Below are 15,813 nucleotides of genomic sequence, written 5' to 3'. Positions count from 1 at the left end.
GCCTGATGCTGGTCGATGCGGATCCTGAAACGGATGCCGCAGCACTCGAGCGGATCACGCTCTGGGCTCTKACGCTCTATTCCCCGATCGTCGCKGTCGATGGGATCGATGGCATTGTCATGGATACMGAGGGTGCCGATCACCTGCAGGGTGGCGAACTGCCGATGGTGACGAAGATCKCCAATCAGTTTCTGGCCAGAAAGCTCACGCCCCGTGTCGCTGTCGCCGACACCTGGGGAGCAGCTCATGCCTGCGCGCGCGCCATCAGTCGGGATACGGTTATCGTGCCCCTCGGTGAGACCGTGCGCGCCGTCGAGAAACTGCCGATATCGCTGTTGCGCCTTCCCGGGAAGGTCGTCAGCGACCTTCGTACGCTMGGCTTCMAGACGATCGGCGAATTGGCCCACACGCCGCGCGCGCCGCTGACGCTTCGTTTCGGCCCGGAGATCGGCCGGCGGCTCGACCAGATATTCGGCCGTATCCCGGAACCGATCGATCCGATCCGCACCGCCGAACTGATCGAGGTCAGCCGTGCTTTTGCCGAACCKATCGGTGCTGCCGAGACGATCGACAAATATGTCGGCCGGCTGGTCGTGCAACTGATCGAGGAACTGCAAAAGCGCGGCCTTGGCGTTCGCCGAGCGGATCTGATAGTCGAGAAGGTCGACGGAACGCGGCAGGCGATCCGCGCCGGCACGGTGAAGCCGGTGCGCGATGTCTCCTGGCTGACGAAGCTGTTTCGTGACCGGACGGAAAAGATCGAGCCCGGCTTTGKGATCGAAAAACTGACCTTGGTCGCCGTCATGGCGGAGCCGCTGGAGGAGCGCCRGAAATCCTCRTCGCTGGTCGAGGACGAGGTCATGGACGTGACGCCGCTGATCGATATCTACGGCAACCGTGGCCAGCGTGTTTATMGGGTGGCGCCGGTTGCCTCCGACGTGCCCGAGCGCTCCGTCCAGCGGATCAGTGCCGCGGCTGGTCCGATCGAAGTCACCTGGGTCAGCCATTGGCGCCGGCCGGTCCGCCTGCTGGCGCGCCCGGAGCTGATCGAGGCCATCGCGTTGCTGCCGGACCGTCCGCCGGTCTCCATCACTTGGCGTGGCAAGCGCCGGAAGGTCAAGCGGGCCGATGGGCCCGAGCGGATTTTTGGCGAGTGGTGGCAGCGCGACGCGGAGATGGAAGCGGTGCGCGACTATTTCGTCATCKAKGACGAAGCTGGCGAGCGTCTTTGGGTTTTTCGCTCCGGTGATGGCATCGATCCTGAARCCGGTAGCCACCGCTGGTTCATGCACGGGATCTTCGCATGAGCTACGCCGAGCTGCAGGTCACMACCCATTTTTCCTTCCTGCGCGGTGCAAGCTMCGCGCAGGAACTGTTCGAGACCGCCAAGGCCCTCGGTATCGAGGCCCTCGGCGTCGTCGATMGCAATTCGCTGGCCGGGATTGTGCGGGCGCTCGAGGCGTCGCGCGCCACCGGTTTGCGCCTCGTCGTGGGTTGCCGGCTCGATCTCACTGATGGCATGTCCGTGCTGGTCTACCCGACGGATCGCCCTGCCTACTCCAGGCTCACACGGTTGATTACGCTCGGCAAGTCGCGCGGCGGCAAAAACAACTGCATCMTGCACTGGGACGACGTCATCGCATATTMCGAAGGCATGATCGGCATCCTGATGCCGGATCTGCCGGATGACACCTGTGCGCTCCAGCTGCGCAAGATGGCCGAGGTTTTCGGCKATCGCGCCTATGTGTCGCTTTGTCTGCGGCGTCGGCAGAACGACCAGATGCGGCTGCATGAAATTTCCAATCTTGCGGCACGGTTCAAGGTGAAGACTGTGGTCACAAACGACGTTCTCTTCCATGAACCAGGCCGCCGGCAGTTGCAGGACATCGTCACCTGCATTMGCACCCGCACGACGATCGACGATGTAGGCTTCGAGCGCGAGCGCCATGCCGATCGATACCYGAAGCCACCGGAAGAAATGGAGCGCCTATTTCCCCGCTACAGCGAGGCGCTCGCGCGGACAATGGAGATTGTCCGTCGGTGCAAGTTCTCGCTTGAGGAGCTCACCTATCAATATCCGGAGGAGGCGATCGTGCCAGGCAAGGACGCCCAGGCCTCGCTCGAGCACTATGTCTGGGAATGCGTGCCAAACCGCTATCCCGAAGGTCTGCCACCTGACGTTCTGAAAACAGTGCGGCACGAGCTCGATCTGATCCGCACCATGAAATACGCCCCGTATTTTCTCACCGTCTTCTCGATCGTGCGCTATGCGCGCTCCCAAGGCATAATCTGCCAGGGCAGGGGTTCTGCGGCCAATAGTGCCGTCTGCTACATTCTCGGCATCACCAGTATCGATCCCTCAACCAACGATCTTMTGTTCGAGCGCTTTGTCAGCCAGGAGCGCKACGAGCCGCCGGATATCGATGTCGATTTCGAACACRAGCGGCGCGAGGAGGTCATTCAATGGATCTACCAGACCTACAGCCGAGAAAAAGCAGCACTCTGTGCGACCGTCACCCGCTACCGCGCCCGCGGCGCGATCCGCGATGTCKGCAAGGCGCTCGGCTTGTCAGAGGACGTGATAAAGGCGCTGTCGTCGGGCATGTGGTCCTGGTCGGAAGAGATCTGCGACCGCAATGTCCGGGAGCTCAATCTCAATCCGGATGATCGCCGTCTGGTGCTGACCCTGAAACTGGCGCAGCAGTTGATGGGCGCGCCGCGTCACCTCGGTCAGCATCCCGGTGGTTTCGTGCTCACTCATGATCGGCTCGATGATCTGGTGCCGATCGAGCCGGCGACGATGAAGGACCGGCAGATCATCGAATGGGACAAGGACGATGTTGAAGCGCTGAAGTTCATGAAGGTCGATGTGCTGGCGCTCGGCATGCTGACGTGTATGGCGAAAGCGTTCGATCTGATCCGCGAGCATAAGGAGGATGATCTCGATCTGGCGAAAATCCCGCAGGAGGATCCAGCCACTTATGCGATGATACGCAGAGCAGACACGCTCGGCACCTTTCAGATCGAAAGCCGCGCGCAGATGGCAATGCTCCCGCGTCTAAAACCCCGTACCTTTTACGATCTCGTCGTGCAGGTCGCGATCGTCCGGCMCGGACCGATCCAAGGCGACATGGTGCATCMCTATCTGCGGAGGCGTGAGGGGAAGGAACCTGTMGAATATCCGACGCCGGAACTTGAGGCGGTGCTTGGCAAGACGCTTGGCGTGCCATTGTTCCAGGAGAGCGCTATGCGGGTGGCGATGGTCTGCGCCGGTTTTACCGGCGGCGAGGCCGACCAGCTCCGCAAATCGATGGCGACCTTCAAGTTCACCGGTGGCGTTTCGCGGTTCAAGGACAAGCTGGTGTCGGGAATGGTGAGGAATGGCTACACGCCGGAATTTGCCGAAAAAACATTCTCCCAGCTCGAAGGATTCGGCAGCTATGGATTCCCGGAATCCCATGCGGCGTCGTTCGCGCTCATCGCCTATGCCTCCAACTACGTGAAATGCCACTACCCGGACGTCTTCTGTGCGGCGTTGCTGAACTCGCAGCCGATGGGTTTTTATGCGCCGGCGCAGATCGTCGGCGACGCAAKGGCGCACGGCGTCGAGGTGCGGCCGGTCTGCATCAACCGTTCCCGGTGGGATTGCACGCTGGAGCGTATCGGCAGTTCGGGCCGGCACGCCGTCCGTCTTGGATTCCGGCAGGTGAAGGGATTGGCTGTCGCTGATGCCGCGCGGATCGTCGCGGCGCGCATGAACAGCGCCTTTGCCTCCGTTGACGATATGTGGCGCCGATCTGGCGTTCCGTCGGAGGCGCTTGTCCAGCTTGCAAAGGCCGATGCCTTCTTGCCAACGCTGAAACTTGAGCGCCGCGATGCGCTCTGGGCGATCAAGGCGCTGCGCGACGAACCGCTGCCCTTGTTTGCGGCCGCGGCCGAACGGGAAATGGCTGCKATCGCAKAGCAGCAGGAGCCGGAGGTCKCGCTTCGACAGATGACGGACGGCCATAACGTCATTGAGGACTATAGCCATACCGGCCTGACACTACGGCAGCATCCGATCGCCTTCCTGCGCAAGGATCTCGCGGCGCGCAACATCATCACATGTGCCGAGGCCATGAATTCGAGGGACGGGCGATGGGTCTATACCGCTGGCCTCGTCCTGGTGCGGCAGAAGCCGGGATCGGCCAAGGGTGTCATGTTCATCACCATCGAGGACGAGACTGGGCCCGCGAACCTCGTTGTCTGGCCGACACTCTTTGAAAAACGCCGGCGGATCGTTCTCGGATCTTCGATGATGGCGATCAATGGTCGGATTCAGAGGGAAGGGGAGGTCGTCCATCTTGTTGCCCAGCAGCTGTTCGACCTGTCTGGCGACCTGGTKGGCCTTGCAGATCGTGATCAAGAGTTCAAACTGCCGACGGGGCGGGGTGATGAGTTTGCCCATGGTGGTGGTCCAGATCCACGGGATAAGCCGAAGCCGGTGGTAACCCCGCGCKACATGTTCGTGCCTGACCTTCATATCGATACGCTGAAGGTGAAGAGCAGGAATTTTCATTGATATTCAGTTTGKAAAGCGAGTCGCTGGTTCACACCCTTTCAAGGCGCCCGAGTATGATCCGCCGGCGCCACCCGCTGCACGCGATTGCCACAAAGTCACGAAAAAAGCCGGGTCTCGTGATGTTCTCACGAGACCCGGAAGTCGGCCGGACAGCCGGCCTCTGGGAGAACATATACCTTCTAGGGGCCTACGTGAGTTTCCCTACCGTCTTCTCGAGAATTGCCCACAATTCCTCGCCATATTTTTCGCGCCAGCCGGTGTAGAAGCCGCCGTCGCGAAGTTTCTGCCTGAACGCCTCAGTGTCGKGCTGATTGAATACAAGGCCCTGTTTGGCCAGGACGTCTTTGAGGGACTCCGACAACTTGGCCATATCTTGGCGCTCATCAAGCGCGGCTAGGTTGATGTTGCGGCTCACGACCTCCTGCACATCCGCCGGCAGGCTTGCCCAGTTGCGCTTGTTGGCAACGCAGAAAAACGCGTCCCACATGTGCCGGGTTAATGCGCAGTATTTTTGGACCTCGACAATATTTGCGGTCTTGATGTTCGCCAGCGAATTTTCCTGTCCATCKACGACCTTCGTCTGAAGTGCAGAATAGAGTTCGTTGAAATTAATGGACGCCGGAGCTGCCCCAAACGTCTGGAACATGGAGGTCCACAGCGCTCCGACTGGAACGCGGATTTTCATACCGGCGAGATCTGCGGGCGAGTTGACTGGGTGCGTGCTGGTGGTGATGTGCCGGAACCCGTTGTCCCACATCTTTTCCATCGGGAGGAGATTCACCTTTTCGATGAGCTTTTGCAGAGCGGCACCGAGTTCACCATCCATCGTCTTCCAAACCGTATCATAGTCCGGGAAAATGAAGCMGAGACMGTAGATCGAGGCCGCCGGGACCATCGTGGACAGTACATTGATACCAGAGTTCAGGAACAGATCGATGCCGCCTGCTCTCACCTGCGACAGCATATCAGTGTCGCTACCAAGCTGGTTGTTCGGGTAGACCTGCAGTTCCACCCGCCCGTTTGTCTCGTGTTGGATGCGTGCTGCCGCCTCCCTTGCGCGCGTGGTGATCGGATGGGTCTCGGCCAGATTGAACGCGAACTTCAGGGAATACTCGGCTGCGGCCGCTCGCTTCATCGAAAACCCGAGCGCCGTGGCGCTGAGACCAAGCGTCGTCGTCACTGTGAATGCGCGTCTTGTCAGATTTACCATTTCGTTCTCCTCCAAATAAGCTCTGTAATTTTGGTTGGTCGAGGTCGGGCTACAGGAAGCCGATCGAGAGCCACGGAACCGCAGCAACCACAGCAAKACCAATGGCCATKGCGACGATGTAGCCKACGATCGGTTTCATGCCGGCGTCGGGGCTGACTCGGCTGATTGCACAGGCAGCGTAGTAGCCAACACCGAAGGGTGGAGCGAAGAGGCCGATACCCATCGCCAACACGACAACCATGGCGTAATGCACCTGATGGATGCCCAACTGCTGAGCAACCGGGAACAGCAACGGTGCGAACAGTACGATTGCGGGTATCCCCTCGAGCACACTGCCGAGGATGATGAATATGACGATCGAGACGATCATGAACGTTACCGCACCGCCCGGGAGCGTTGAAAGGTTTTGAGCCAGCGCTGTCGAGAAGCCTGATTGCGTCAGGCCCCAAGCCATCGCCGTGGCMGCGCCGATAATCAGAAGGATAGACCCGGACAGGCTCGCCGTCTCGACAAGCATTGGCTTGAGCCGGCGCCAGTCGAACTGACGATAGAACACCAGACCCGCGACAACCGAGTATGCAATGCCGATCGTCGAAACTTCTGTCGCCGTGGCGACACCTTCGATGACKGCTGAACGGATAACGAACGGAAGCGCAAGGGCAGGCAGTGCAGCGAGGAGCAGCTTGCCGATCTGCCGTCGACTTGCCCTCTTGACGTGACTCGGGTCATCGTTGCGGCAGCGCCAGCGCACCAAGAAGCAAAGGGTTACCGCCAGAATAAGGCCGGGGAGAAGACCGCCGGTKAACAGCGCGGCGATCGATACCCCGGTTGCGGATCCCACTGTAATCAAGACGATGCTAGGCGGGATTGTCTCAGTCTSGGCGCCCGTCGCCGAGAGAAGTGCGACAAGATCGCCTTCGTCTGCGCCGCGCTCCTTCATCTCCGGAAACAACACGGGCGCGACGGCGGCCATGTCGGCGGCCTTCGATCCGGATATCCCAGATACAAGATACATCGCAGCCACCAGCACGTAGTGAAGCCCGCCGCGCACATGGCCAAGTAGGCTGGCGAGGAACGCAACCATAGCCCGCGCCATACCCGTCATCTGGATAAGTTGGCCGAGAAACACAAACAGAGKGATCGCAAGAAGGATCAGATGGCTGACACCTTCGTCGATCCTGCCGACAATTATTAGAGGCGGCGTTCTGGTGGTCAATATAAGGTAGCCGAATGTAGCGATCGCGAATGAAAAGGCGATCGGCACGCCGCCGAAAACACACGCCGCAACGCCGCCGACGAAGAAGATGAGAAGATTKAGGTTTCCAAGACCGACGAAGACCGGCTTCAGCGCCCAAAACAGGCAGAAGACCGCTGCAACGGCAGCAATCGCACCGAKCGCTAGACGGAGATTCGAGCTCTGCAGAAGCCGCAACACCGCGAAAACAAGCATCAAAGCGAAGCTCGTCGGCAACGCCGAGGCGCGCCATGAGTTCTGAATATCCATCGCGGGCGTCCAGACGTAGGACTCTTCGGTGGCATATTCCAGAGATGCGGGCAGKATCAGCACGAGGAAGGCAAGTGCCGCCGCGACCGAAACCAGTTCAACGAAGCGGCGTGTATCGCCCTTCAATGCGGTGACCACCGCCGTCATGCGCATGTGTTCCTGCCGCTGAAAAGCGACGGCCGAACCAAGCATGGCAAGCCAGAGAAACAAGATTGACGCCAGTTCGTCCGACCAAACCAGCGGGACGTGGAATACGTAACGAGCGACGACKGCCGAAAACAGCAGAAGAATTTCGCAAAGCACCAGAAGTGCTACCGGTATCTCCAGGCATTTTACCAAGGCATGTTCAATCTTGCGTGCCATTGCTGCCAAGCTCGACGTCCTTGCAACATCTTCGATGACTCCGTGAACAGTCATAGTGGCCTCCCCATTCGGTAAGGCCTGATCGTTTGCGTGCGGGTGCAACGCAGTCGGGTATTTCTCAAAACCTGTCCTCCCACGCTCGCGCGGGCGCACTGCTCCTGCCGGAAAAGCCGGTCAAGGTTCCGGAGTGTTCTCTAAAGTGCGTTCCCACGAATTCCGCGCACTGTGCTCCTCTGCGCGTAGGTATAAGGTATGATGTCATACCCAATATGGCAAGCACTTTTTCTGCCGTTTGGTGGAGTCTTGAAGGGCAACGAGTACGGCCTCCGTCGAGGCATCGATCGGTCACTGGATTGATCGCAGAGAATTGCCCTCGACCACATCKAGGTTCCACTGCCTTGTGTGCACAAATGTTAGGAGATCTTGGAGCCGACGAGTCCTGTTTGGCGACCAKGGCAAGCCGCATCCTATCATCGCGCCGTCGCAACTCGACTCCCGAAAACGGCAACCGAACGCTTGTGCCGGCTCGATGTCCCTATTCCRTCCCTAGTCGTTCGAGAGCGGCGAACCTGGCGCGTCTTAAGTGKAGAACGTGCCTTGCCGGCTTAAAACGCCGGGCCGCCTTATTGACCTTCCGGTTAATAAAAAGGCKCCTCAAAAATTCCGGCCGCTTACCGCAGGTCAGCGGCCCTCTGAGTTTCCAGCGCCGCCAATCTCCCCTCCGTAGATTGCTGCGTCGTCGGGTTCCGGTCCTCGGCAGATGCTAGTCCCTCTGGGGGAGGGAGATCACACCGGGCATAAAATGAAAGTCCTGCTTTGCATCGGCTTGCTATGCCACKACTAGATAAAGCGTTGGCTCCTCTGCGCGGTTCGTCTTTGCCGGCCCATCGGCAATTTGGAACCTKGATAGCATCTCGAAAAGCGATGCGGTCTCCTTCGCGAGATTGTTCACGGCAGCAGTCGACTCTTCCACCATAGCTGTGTTCTGCTGTGTCGCTGATTCGATCTTACCGACTGAGAAATTGATTTCCTTGAGCCCGTCGGCTTGAACGCGAGAAACCTGAGCAATGGCGTCGACGTTCTGATTGACGCTCTGCACCTGAACAACGATTTGGCCCAAAGCGTTGCCGGCCTGTTGCACACGCTGGACCCCATCATTGATATGCAGGTTGGATATTTTKATCAGAGACTTGATTTCTTTCGCCGCCGCCGCAGACCTTTGCGCCAGGTCTCTKACCTCCTGCGCTACTACCGCGAACCCTCGGCCAGTCTCCCCGGCCCGAGCCGCCTCAATGCCTGCGTTCAAAGCCAAAAGGTTTGTCTGAGATGCGATTTCATCGATGACACCGATAATATTGCCTATTTCGACCGAAGAAGACCGAATGTTTGTCATGGCCTCAATAGTCTCGCGMATTATGGTGCCTGACCTCTCGGCATGTTCCTTGGTCTCGCCGACGAGGATCCCTGCTGCGTGAGCTTTATGGCTTGCGTCCACCACCTGCCTTGTCATGTCTGCGAGGACAGAAGCCGTTTGCTCGACGACTATAGCTTGCTGCTCCGTTCTCACCGCGAGTTCGTTCGAGGAAGCACGGATTTCTTCAGCCCCCGCAGCAATCGCCTGCGCATTGTCGTTTACTTCGGACATTGCATCGCGAAGCTGGCTAATCGCTGAATTGAAGTCCAATCTGAGCGGCTCAAGAGCTCCCGTGAAAGGCCGATCAAGCTGAATGTGAAGGTTGCCTTTCGATAACTGCCTCAGTGCATCGGCAACTTGTTCGACGGCGGAACTGGTCTGTTCGGCAGCCCGCTGGCGCTCCTCTCCTTCGTTCTCCAAACGCCGCCGCTCGGCATCCTGTCGATGATGCTCGGCKACCGCATCGCGCTCCGCTTTTTCTGAAAGATGATTCTTAAGGCCGGATATCTGCCGCGCGAGCTGACCGATTTCATCCTTCCGTCGCTMGAGTATTTGGTCAATTTCCATGTCGCCGGCGATCATTTGCAGGACTGACTGCTGTAGTTTCGCCAGAGGCACGATGATGGAGCGGATAGTGAGCGATGCCGCGGTTACTCCGAACAAGGCAGCTATGCCGAGCGCAGCTAGCGTCAKAAATTTAAATTCATCAGAAGCTGCTTTAACTTTGCCACCAACGCCTTGGTTTAGAGCTTGCTCGTAATCGATCAACTTGTTCAGAGCACCAATCCATGCCGTCAACTTGGGTCTCAGTTCATTTAAGAGCAGCGGCTTTGCCTCGTCTCTTTTTCCGTCGAGCGTCAACTTGGTGACGTCGGCAATCAAAGGCTCGGCGTCATTCTGAAAAGCCGTCAGACCCTCAGCGAGGCGACGCTCTGCGGGGGTGCTGGCGACGTCGGAATTAACGGCCTTTTGCAACTCCGCGAAGTTGGAAGCGTAGGATGCCTGTAGCTTTCTCATCATCACGATTGTCGTGGCTTGATCCGTATTCGAGTCAGTCAAAACGATGTCGCGCAATGCTACCGCTCGATCGCGGACCGAGCCCAGCATATCGATGCCATTCCGAAATTTTTGGCTATTACTGCCATTTATGAGGCTGAGCTTCCCGTTGATCTCGTCGACCTGGCTGATTGACGAAAGAGACAGAACTCCCATTGCGCACAACAGCAACCCGAATGCGATAGACAAACGTATCGCCACGCCAAATTTCCGAATCCTCCACATTATTTCCCCTCCGCCCGAGCAAACCTTTTGAACTCCGTATGAGGTATAACCTTATACGTAATACCTTAACCGAAATTGAAGGGCGCAAAGGCCAATGGAGGATACGATCGAAAGAACCCTCAGCCGGCTGGCGAGCGGATCAAGGCTCTGGCCGACTACGGCTATTGCGTAGGCCGATCAACCGGATCAAAGCTCCCATCGGAATTTTCGGCAAAGCTAAAAGTGCGTCGTCTCTGGCATTATTGATTGTCGCCGACGTCGTGGTGGCGAGAATGCCTGCCAAATCTTAGATTCAAAACGCAGTCCCCGAGCGAGCCATTACCTGAAGAAGAGATGACCGCCTCCGCTGAACMGCCTCGTGGAGATACTCAAGAGCTGCTTGATTGATCGAGTTTGTTGAGGCGAGGTTGCGCGCCGCTAGCTCTCTGCTTTCAGCGCATGCTTGACGCGCAGAATAGTGATCACAACAGATCCCACAACGACCGGAACAGCGACGAGCATGATMATTGGATCGAAATGGAACCCAGCGTGGTCTGCMGTTTCATACACGAACTTCAGCAAGCTCAACAAATAGTAGCTTATTGCAATGATCGAAAAGCCTTCGACCGCGCGCTGGATCTTGACCTGCGTCGCGGCGCGATCAGCCATGGCCTGGATCTGTGTCGCGTTCTGGAATTCGATCTCGACCTGAATTCGGGTTTGCAACAAGTCGAGCAAGTGCATCGCGGCCCTCGATAGTTGCTCAAGCCTCAAGGCGGTCGCTTCACAGGTACGCACCGCTGGCTTGAACCGCCGCTCCACGAAGGTACCGAAGCGTTGAAAGCCGACGACGTGCGTTTCCCGTAAAAGCGCGATCCTCTCCTCAACGATCTTGGCGTAGGCTGCGGTTGCGCCGAACCTGTTTCTGGTCTCGGCGGTGGCCGAAATGACATGGGATGAGAGAGCGGTAATCTCCTCGAGCAATTGCTTGTGCTGATGTGCGGGCGTACGAAGATTGCGATTGGTCAGTTGAACCAACTCCGTGTCATATCCGCCGAGAAGCGGGGCKAGACGACGCGCTTCCGGCAATCCGAGAAGCGCCATGGATCTGTAGGTTTCGATCTCGAAGATCCGGCGTACCATGCGCCCCAGGCGGTGTGCGTTCAGGTCCTTGTTGAACAGGATAATTCTACTTGAATTGTCCCCTCKAACACGAAAATCGGAGCAAACCTGCGCCGCGCCCCCACCGATCAATGAGGCGGCGGTATCACCRAAGCCGAAGGTTTCCAGCACCGGTCCCAGCTTGTCAGGAGGGTTCCCGAGGACAAGGATGCTGACGTGACAAACGAGCAGCGGTGAGTTCAATCCTGCGAGCTCGGCAAAATCACTTTCAAGGAGGTCAGATTCCGGCCAGCCCCCTGGCTCGCTGTCAAGTTTCCGGACGCGCGTAACCGTCACGAATTCAGTGTGCCTTTCGACTCTAACCGAAATCGTRCCATCAGCTTCGAGACTGTCGTGGAACTCCTTGATCACACCGTCTATGGGCATGAAAGCAACGTGCTCAACAATTGCCGGACCGGTGAAATAGATCGACGGTCGAGCGTGAAGCTCGGAGTTGAAGTCTGCCGTCTGCTGTTTGAAAGCAGTTGGACGAGAGATCTGTACACAAGGAKACGTCGTTGCCGACGCTGCTTCTTCCGCACCCTTCGAAATCACGTCTGTGTTCCCCRTTTTCAGAAGTGCAAACACCGGCGAACCTTATGAAGCGAATGCAAGCAACTTGGAAGCCCGCCCGGATATGATAAATCTGCTGATCCGCGTTCGACCTTCTTTTGAAAGGTCACAGCAGCCTAAGAAGCTAGGAGACCCCCGCTGGTATGTCACGCCAGCTGTACTTCGGGCGATATCATAGAACGTCTCGGGGCCACTAGGCTTGAGACAAGACTGCCATGTTCAGCACGTTGTCCTTGTAGCGGTACATTGGGATAATAAGCAGCCCTAAGGGCACGTGTGGGCCGCGCCAACACGGTATCATCTGCTGCTATCACGAAGTGATGGAAACCATTGAGGCTTGCGTTGAGCGCAAGCGAAATGGCCTGGGCACAGTCCCGTCTGTCAACATAGKACCACAGGTTCCATTTCTGAACGCCGGGATTATCTTCGCAAGCTTTCATTGCATCATATTGGTGGGGCTCTTTTACCCAAGAAAACCGCGGGCCGATCATTTTGAGCGCGGGATCCCAGCGGCAGAATTCGGCTGCGACGGATTCGTCTACAAGTTTGGAAAGCGCGTAGCTACTCTCAGGCTTCGAGGTCAGCTTGTCATCGACCGGAAAATAGGCAGGTGGATCGTCAAACGGGACGCCCAGCAAGGTCTCACTGCTCGCAGAAACAATGTTCTTTATGCCCGCGATCCTTGCAGATTGGAAAACATTGTAGCTGATGGCGGTATTGGTGTGAAATATGTGCGTGCTCGCAGCGACTTTCGCGCCTACTATCGCAGCAAGATSGACGATGCMCTAAATCCCGGATTCGATATCGGCGACCGCATCAAGGACCTGGCCATAGTCCCGCATATCGACGCGGGCGAACGGGCACCTCATGTCGGATGACGGCACCTCGTCGATTCCGATGACCTCGTGCCCCTCTTCGAGAAGGCGTTCAATCGCCGCGCGCCCGATTCGTCCGCTGCTTCCAGTGACCAGAAGTTTCATGGCATTTCCCCTTTACGGGCCGCACAATGGCACGAACGAGAGTGCAGGTTACGGCACCCAGACCCGCTGGGTTCCTCCTGGTTCGTAACGCGCTCCTGTCACCTCGAGAGATTGATCAAGGTGGCCCTTTCCTCGGCGGTGAGCGGCCGGACCTCGTGGTTCTGCAAGAGCAAGAAGAGCTTCGCCGTTTCCTCCAACTCCTCAGTCGCGTACTKGGCGTCCTTTAGGGACTTGCCCGCGACGACAKGTCCATGGTTTGCCATCAACACCGCATGATGGTTCGCGGCGGCGGCTCCCACCGCCGCCGCCAGCGCTTCGTCTCCGGGAGGAAAATACKGCACGAGCGGCAGGAAACCKATACGCATGACATAGTAGGCGGTCAGGGGCRGCAGAACGTCGCGCTCGTTKACCTGCTTCAACAAGCTGACGGCAACCGAATAGGTTGAATGCAGGTGGACGACGGCTCGGCGATTGTCCTTACCGCAATACATGCACTTGTGGAGGAACGCCTCCTTGGTGGGCTTGTCACCTCCGACATGCACGCCTTCCGCCRAAAAGCAGGACAGCCGTGCTGGATCGAGCACGCCCAACGAAGCGTTGGTGGGCGTCATCAAAATTCGACCGTCCKACAGACGGACGCTGATGTTGCCGGTCGATCCTGCGGTCAGCCCGCGGTCGAAGAGCKAGCGACCGACCTCGACTATCTCGTCGCGGACCTTCGTCTCTTCAGATATGGAGCCTATCATCGTAGCCGGTCCCAAGCGTTCATGAAGAAGTCCCGTTCGCCGAAGTTGCCGGACTTCAACGCGAGCGACAGAGATCGCCCCTGGCTCTTTGCGTGTACCCACGGCACTCCGGGGGCGATTTCGTTGCCAATCGAGAGCTGGTCGACGCCGAGCGACTTCACCACCGCTCCCGACGTCTMGCCGCCGGCGACGATGAGATCGCTCACACCCTTCTCGACGAGCCTTCGCGCGATTGAKGAGAGGGCGGCCTCGACCATCTCGCCGGACTGCGCGGCGCCCAACTTGCGTTGGTTTTCCTTCACCTCGTCGGGCAGAGCCGTCGCATAGATGAGAACAGGCTTGCGGCCCAGACGGGACGAGGCCCACTCGACGGCCTCGCCGACGACATCGCCGCCGTCCGCCAGCTTTGAGAGGTCGACGCGGAAACCCTCGTGGTCTGCGAGCATCGCCTCTACCTGTCCGTTGGTTGCGACCGAGCAGCTACCGGAGACGACGGCTCTGTAGCCTTCTTCCAAGTCAGTCGTAACGGCAGCGTCGCGGCTGTTCCCGCCGGCAAGAAGAACACGAGCCAGCCCATATGCCAGGCCCGACGCACCGGTKAACAGCACGAGATCCTTGAATGCCTGGGCAATCTCGACAAGGTCCTCGTCAGCCAGGGCGTCGATGACGACAATACGCGTGCCGTCKCCGTGAATGGGGGCGGCCCATTCGGCGATGGCGGACGCCCCTTGCTTCACCGTCTCGTAATAGCATCCGGTGATTTCGGCCCGCGACTGCGGCCCGAGCACCCGCAGCAGGTTCGCGTCTGTCATCGGCGTCAACGGATGATTGCGCATGCCGGACTCGTCCAGCGGCACGTCGCCGACGAACAGGTTGCCCTTGTAAACCGTCCGGCCGTTGGCAGGGAAGGCGGGGCAGGCGATMGTTATGGATTGGCCAAGCTCCGCAAGCATCGCGTCGGCGACCGGGCCGATGTTGCCCTTCGCCGTGGAATCGAACGTCGAGCAGTACTTGAAGTAGTACTTCTGCGCGCMACAGCCACGCAGCCATCGCAGCGCGGCCAAGGACTCCTCGACCGCCATTTGCGKAGGTGTMGTTCGAGTCTTGAGGGCGACAACGATTACGTCGGCGTCAATGTCCCTGTCGTCTTCAGGAACGCCGATCAGCACCGTCGTTTTGAGGCCGGCGCGCGCGAAGATGTTCGCGACGTCGGTCGCTCCCGTGAAATCGTCGGCGACGCAGCCGACCAGCAACTTTCCGGCGGCCACCATGAATCACCTCATGATGAAGGGGTTGGCGACGTCTTCAGCKGTKGAGATCATCACGCTMTTCGTCTGCATGTAGTTCTGGATCGAGGCGATGCCATTCTCGCGACCGATGCCGGAGTGCTTGTAGCCTCCCAGCGGCGACATATAGCTGATGACGCGGTAAGTGTTGACCCAGATGGTGCCAGCCTGGATAGCGGCCGAAACCTTCAGGATACGACGCATGTCCTGGGTCCAGAAGCCCGCGGCCAGCCCGTAATTGGTGTCATTGGCAATATGCACGGCTTCCTCATCGCTGTCGAAGGGGATGACCGCCAGAACCGGGCCGAAGACCTCCTCCTGCGCGATGCGCATGTCGTTTCGGACCCCGGAGAAAATCGTAGGTTCGACGAACCAGCCCCTGGAKAGCTCGGCATTGTCCGGCCGCCCCCCACCGAGAACGCATTCGGCGCCTTYGCCTTTTGCGATGTTGATATAGCCGAGGATCTTCTCGAGTTGCGGCGGCGTCGTCACGGGGCCAACCTGCGTCGACGTCAAGAGCGGATCGCCCATTCTCGCCGTTTTTGCGAGGTTGACGATCTTCTCGAKAAACTGGTCGTGGATCTTTCGCTGCACGAGCAATCGTGAGCCCGCAATACATGTCTGTCCGGTGGCAGCGAAGATGCCGGAGATCACCCCGTTGACGGCATTGTCGATCTCCGCATCGTCGAAGACGATGTGCGGGCTCTTGCCGCCGAGTTCAAGCGTAACCTTCTTGAAGTTGCGCGCTGCAAGCT

General features: G+C 58.4%; 9 protein-coding genes and 1 pseudogene. 2 read left to right on the top strand and 8 right to left on the bottom strand.

Going from position 1 to position 15,813, the window contains the following annotated elements; all coding sequences use genetic code 11:
* Window positions 1–2: 2 nt before the first annotated feature.
* Together QD357_RS30715 and QD357_RS30710 are read left to right on the top strand one after the other, a co-directional pair.
* Window positions 3–1,307 (top strand): Y-family DNA polymerase, encoded by a 1,305-nt coding sequence (locus QD357_RS30715; RefSeq protein ID WP_414125788.1) that lies wholly within the window; start codon window positions 3–5, stop codon window positions 1,305–1,307.
* Window positions 1,304–4,561, top strand: coding sequence for an error-prone DNA polymerase (locus tag QD357_RS30710; RefSeq protein WP_414125787.1), 3,258 nt, complete (start codon window positions 1,304–1,306; stop codon window positions 4,559–4,561). The genes QD357_RS30715 and QD357_RS30710 overlap by 4 nt, the downstream gene beginning before the upstream one ends.
* A 187-nt stretch (window positions 4,562–4,748) precedes the next feature.
* On the opposite strand, the gene QD357_RS30705 is transcribed toward QD357_RS30710, so the two are convergent.
* The 8 genes and pseudogenes from QD357_RS30705 to QD357_RS30670 form a co-directional block, all read right to left on the bottom strand.
* Entirely contained in the window at window positions 4,749–5,771 is a 1,023-nt protein-coding gene (locus QD357_RS30705) for a TRAP transporter substrate-binding protein (protein ID WP_414125786.1), read from the bottom strand.
* 49 nt (window positions 5,772–5,820) lie between these two features.
* Window positions 5,821–7,692, bottom strand: a complete 1,872-nt coding sequence (locus tag QD357_RS30700) for a TRAP transporter large permease subunit (protein ID WP_414125785.1) — start codon at window positions 7,690–7,692, stop codon at window positions 5,821–5,823.
* Between the two features lie 775 nt (window positions 7,693–8,467).
* Window positions 8,468–10,309 (bottom strand): methyl-accepting chemotaxis protein, encoded by a 1,842-nt coding sequence (locus tag QD357_RS30695; protein ID WP_414125784.1) that lies wholly within the window; start codon window positions 10,307–10,309, stop codon window positions 8,468–8,470.
* A 441-nt stretch (window positions 10,310–10,750) separates the two neighbouring features.
* Window positions 10,751–12,028 carry a DUF3422 domain-containing protein gene (locus tag QD357_RS30690; RefSeq protein ID WP_414125783.1) on the bottom strand — a complete coding sequence of 426 codons (1,278 nt, stop codon included), beginning with the start codon at window positions 12,026–12,028 and terminating at the stop codon, window positions 10,751–10,753.
* Window positions 12,029–12,192: 164 nt separating this feature from the next.
* Window positions 12,193–13,026: pseudogene (locus tag QD357_RS30685) on the bottom strand (NAD-dependent epimerase/dehydratase family protein).
* A gap of 98 nt (window positions 13,027–13,124) precedes the next feature.
* On the bottom strand, window positions 13,125–13,772 hold the full coding sequence (gene otnC / locus QD357_RS30680; protein ID WP_414125782.1) for a 3-oxo-tetronate 4-phosphate decarboxylase: 648 nt from the start codon (window positions 13,770–13,772) through the stop codon (window positions 13,125–13,127).
* On the bottom strand, window positions 13,769–15,043 hold the full coding sequence (otnK, locus tag QD357_RS30675; RefSeq protein ID WP_414125781.1) for a 3-oxo-tetronate kinase: 1,275 nt from the start codon (window positions 15,041–15,043) through the stop codon (window positions 13,769–13,771). The genes otnC and otnK overlap by 4 nt, the downstream gene beginning before the upstream one ends.
* A 3-nt stretch (window positions 15,044–15,046) precedes the next feature.
* On the bottom strand, window positions 15,047–15,813 hold a 767-nt coding region (locus QD357_RS30670; protein ID WP_414125780.1), incomplete at its 5' end, for an aldehyde dehydrogenase family protein.

It is taken from the genome of Rhizobium sp. BR 317, assembly GCF_047445835.1.
In the GTDB taxonomy this organism is placed as follows: Bacteria; Pseudomonadota; Alphaproteobacteria; order Rhizobiales; family Rhizobiaceae; genus Rhizobium; species Rhizobium paranaense.
This window is presented reverse-complemented; position numbering and strand designations above follow the sequence as displayed.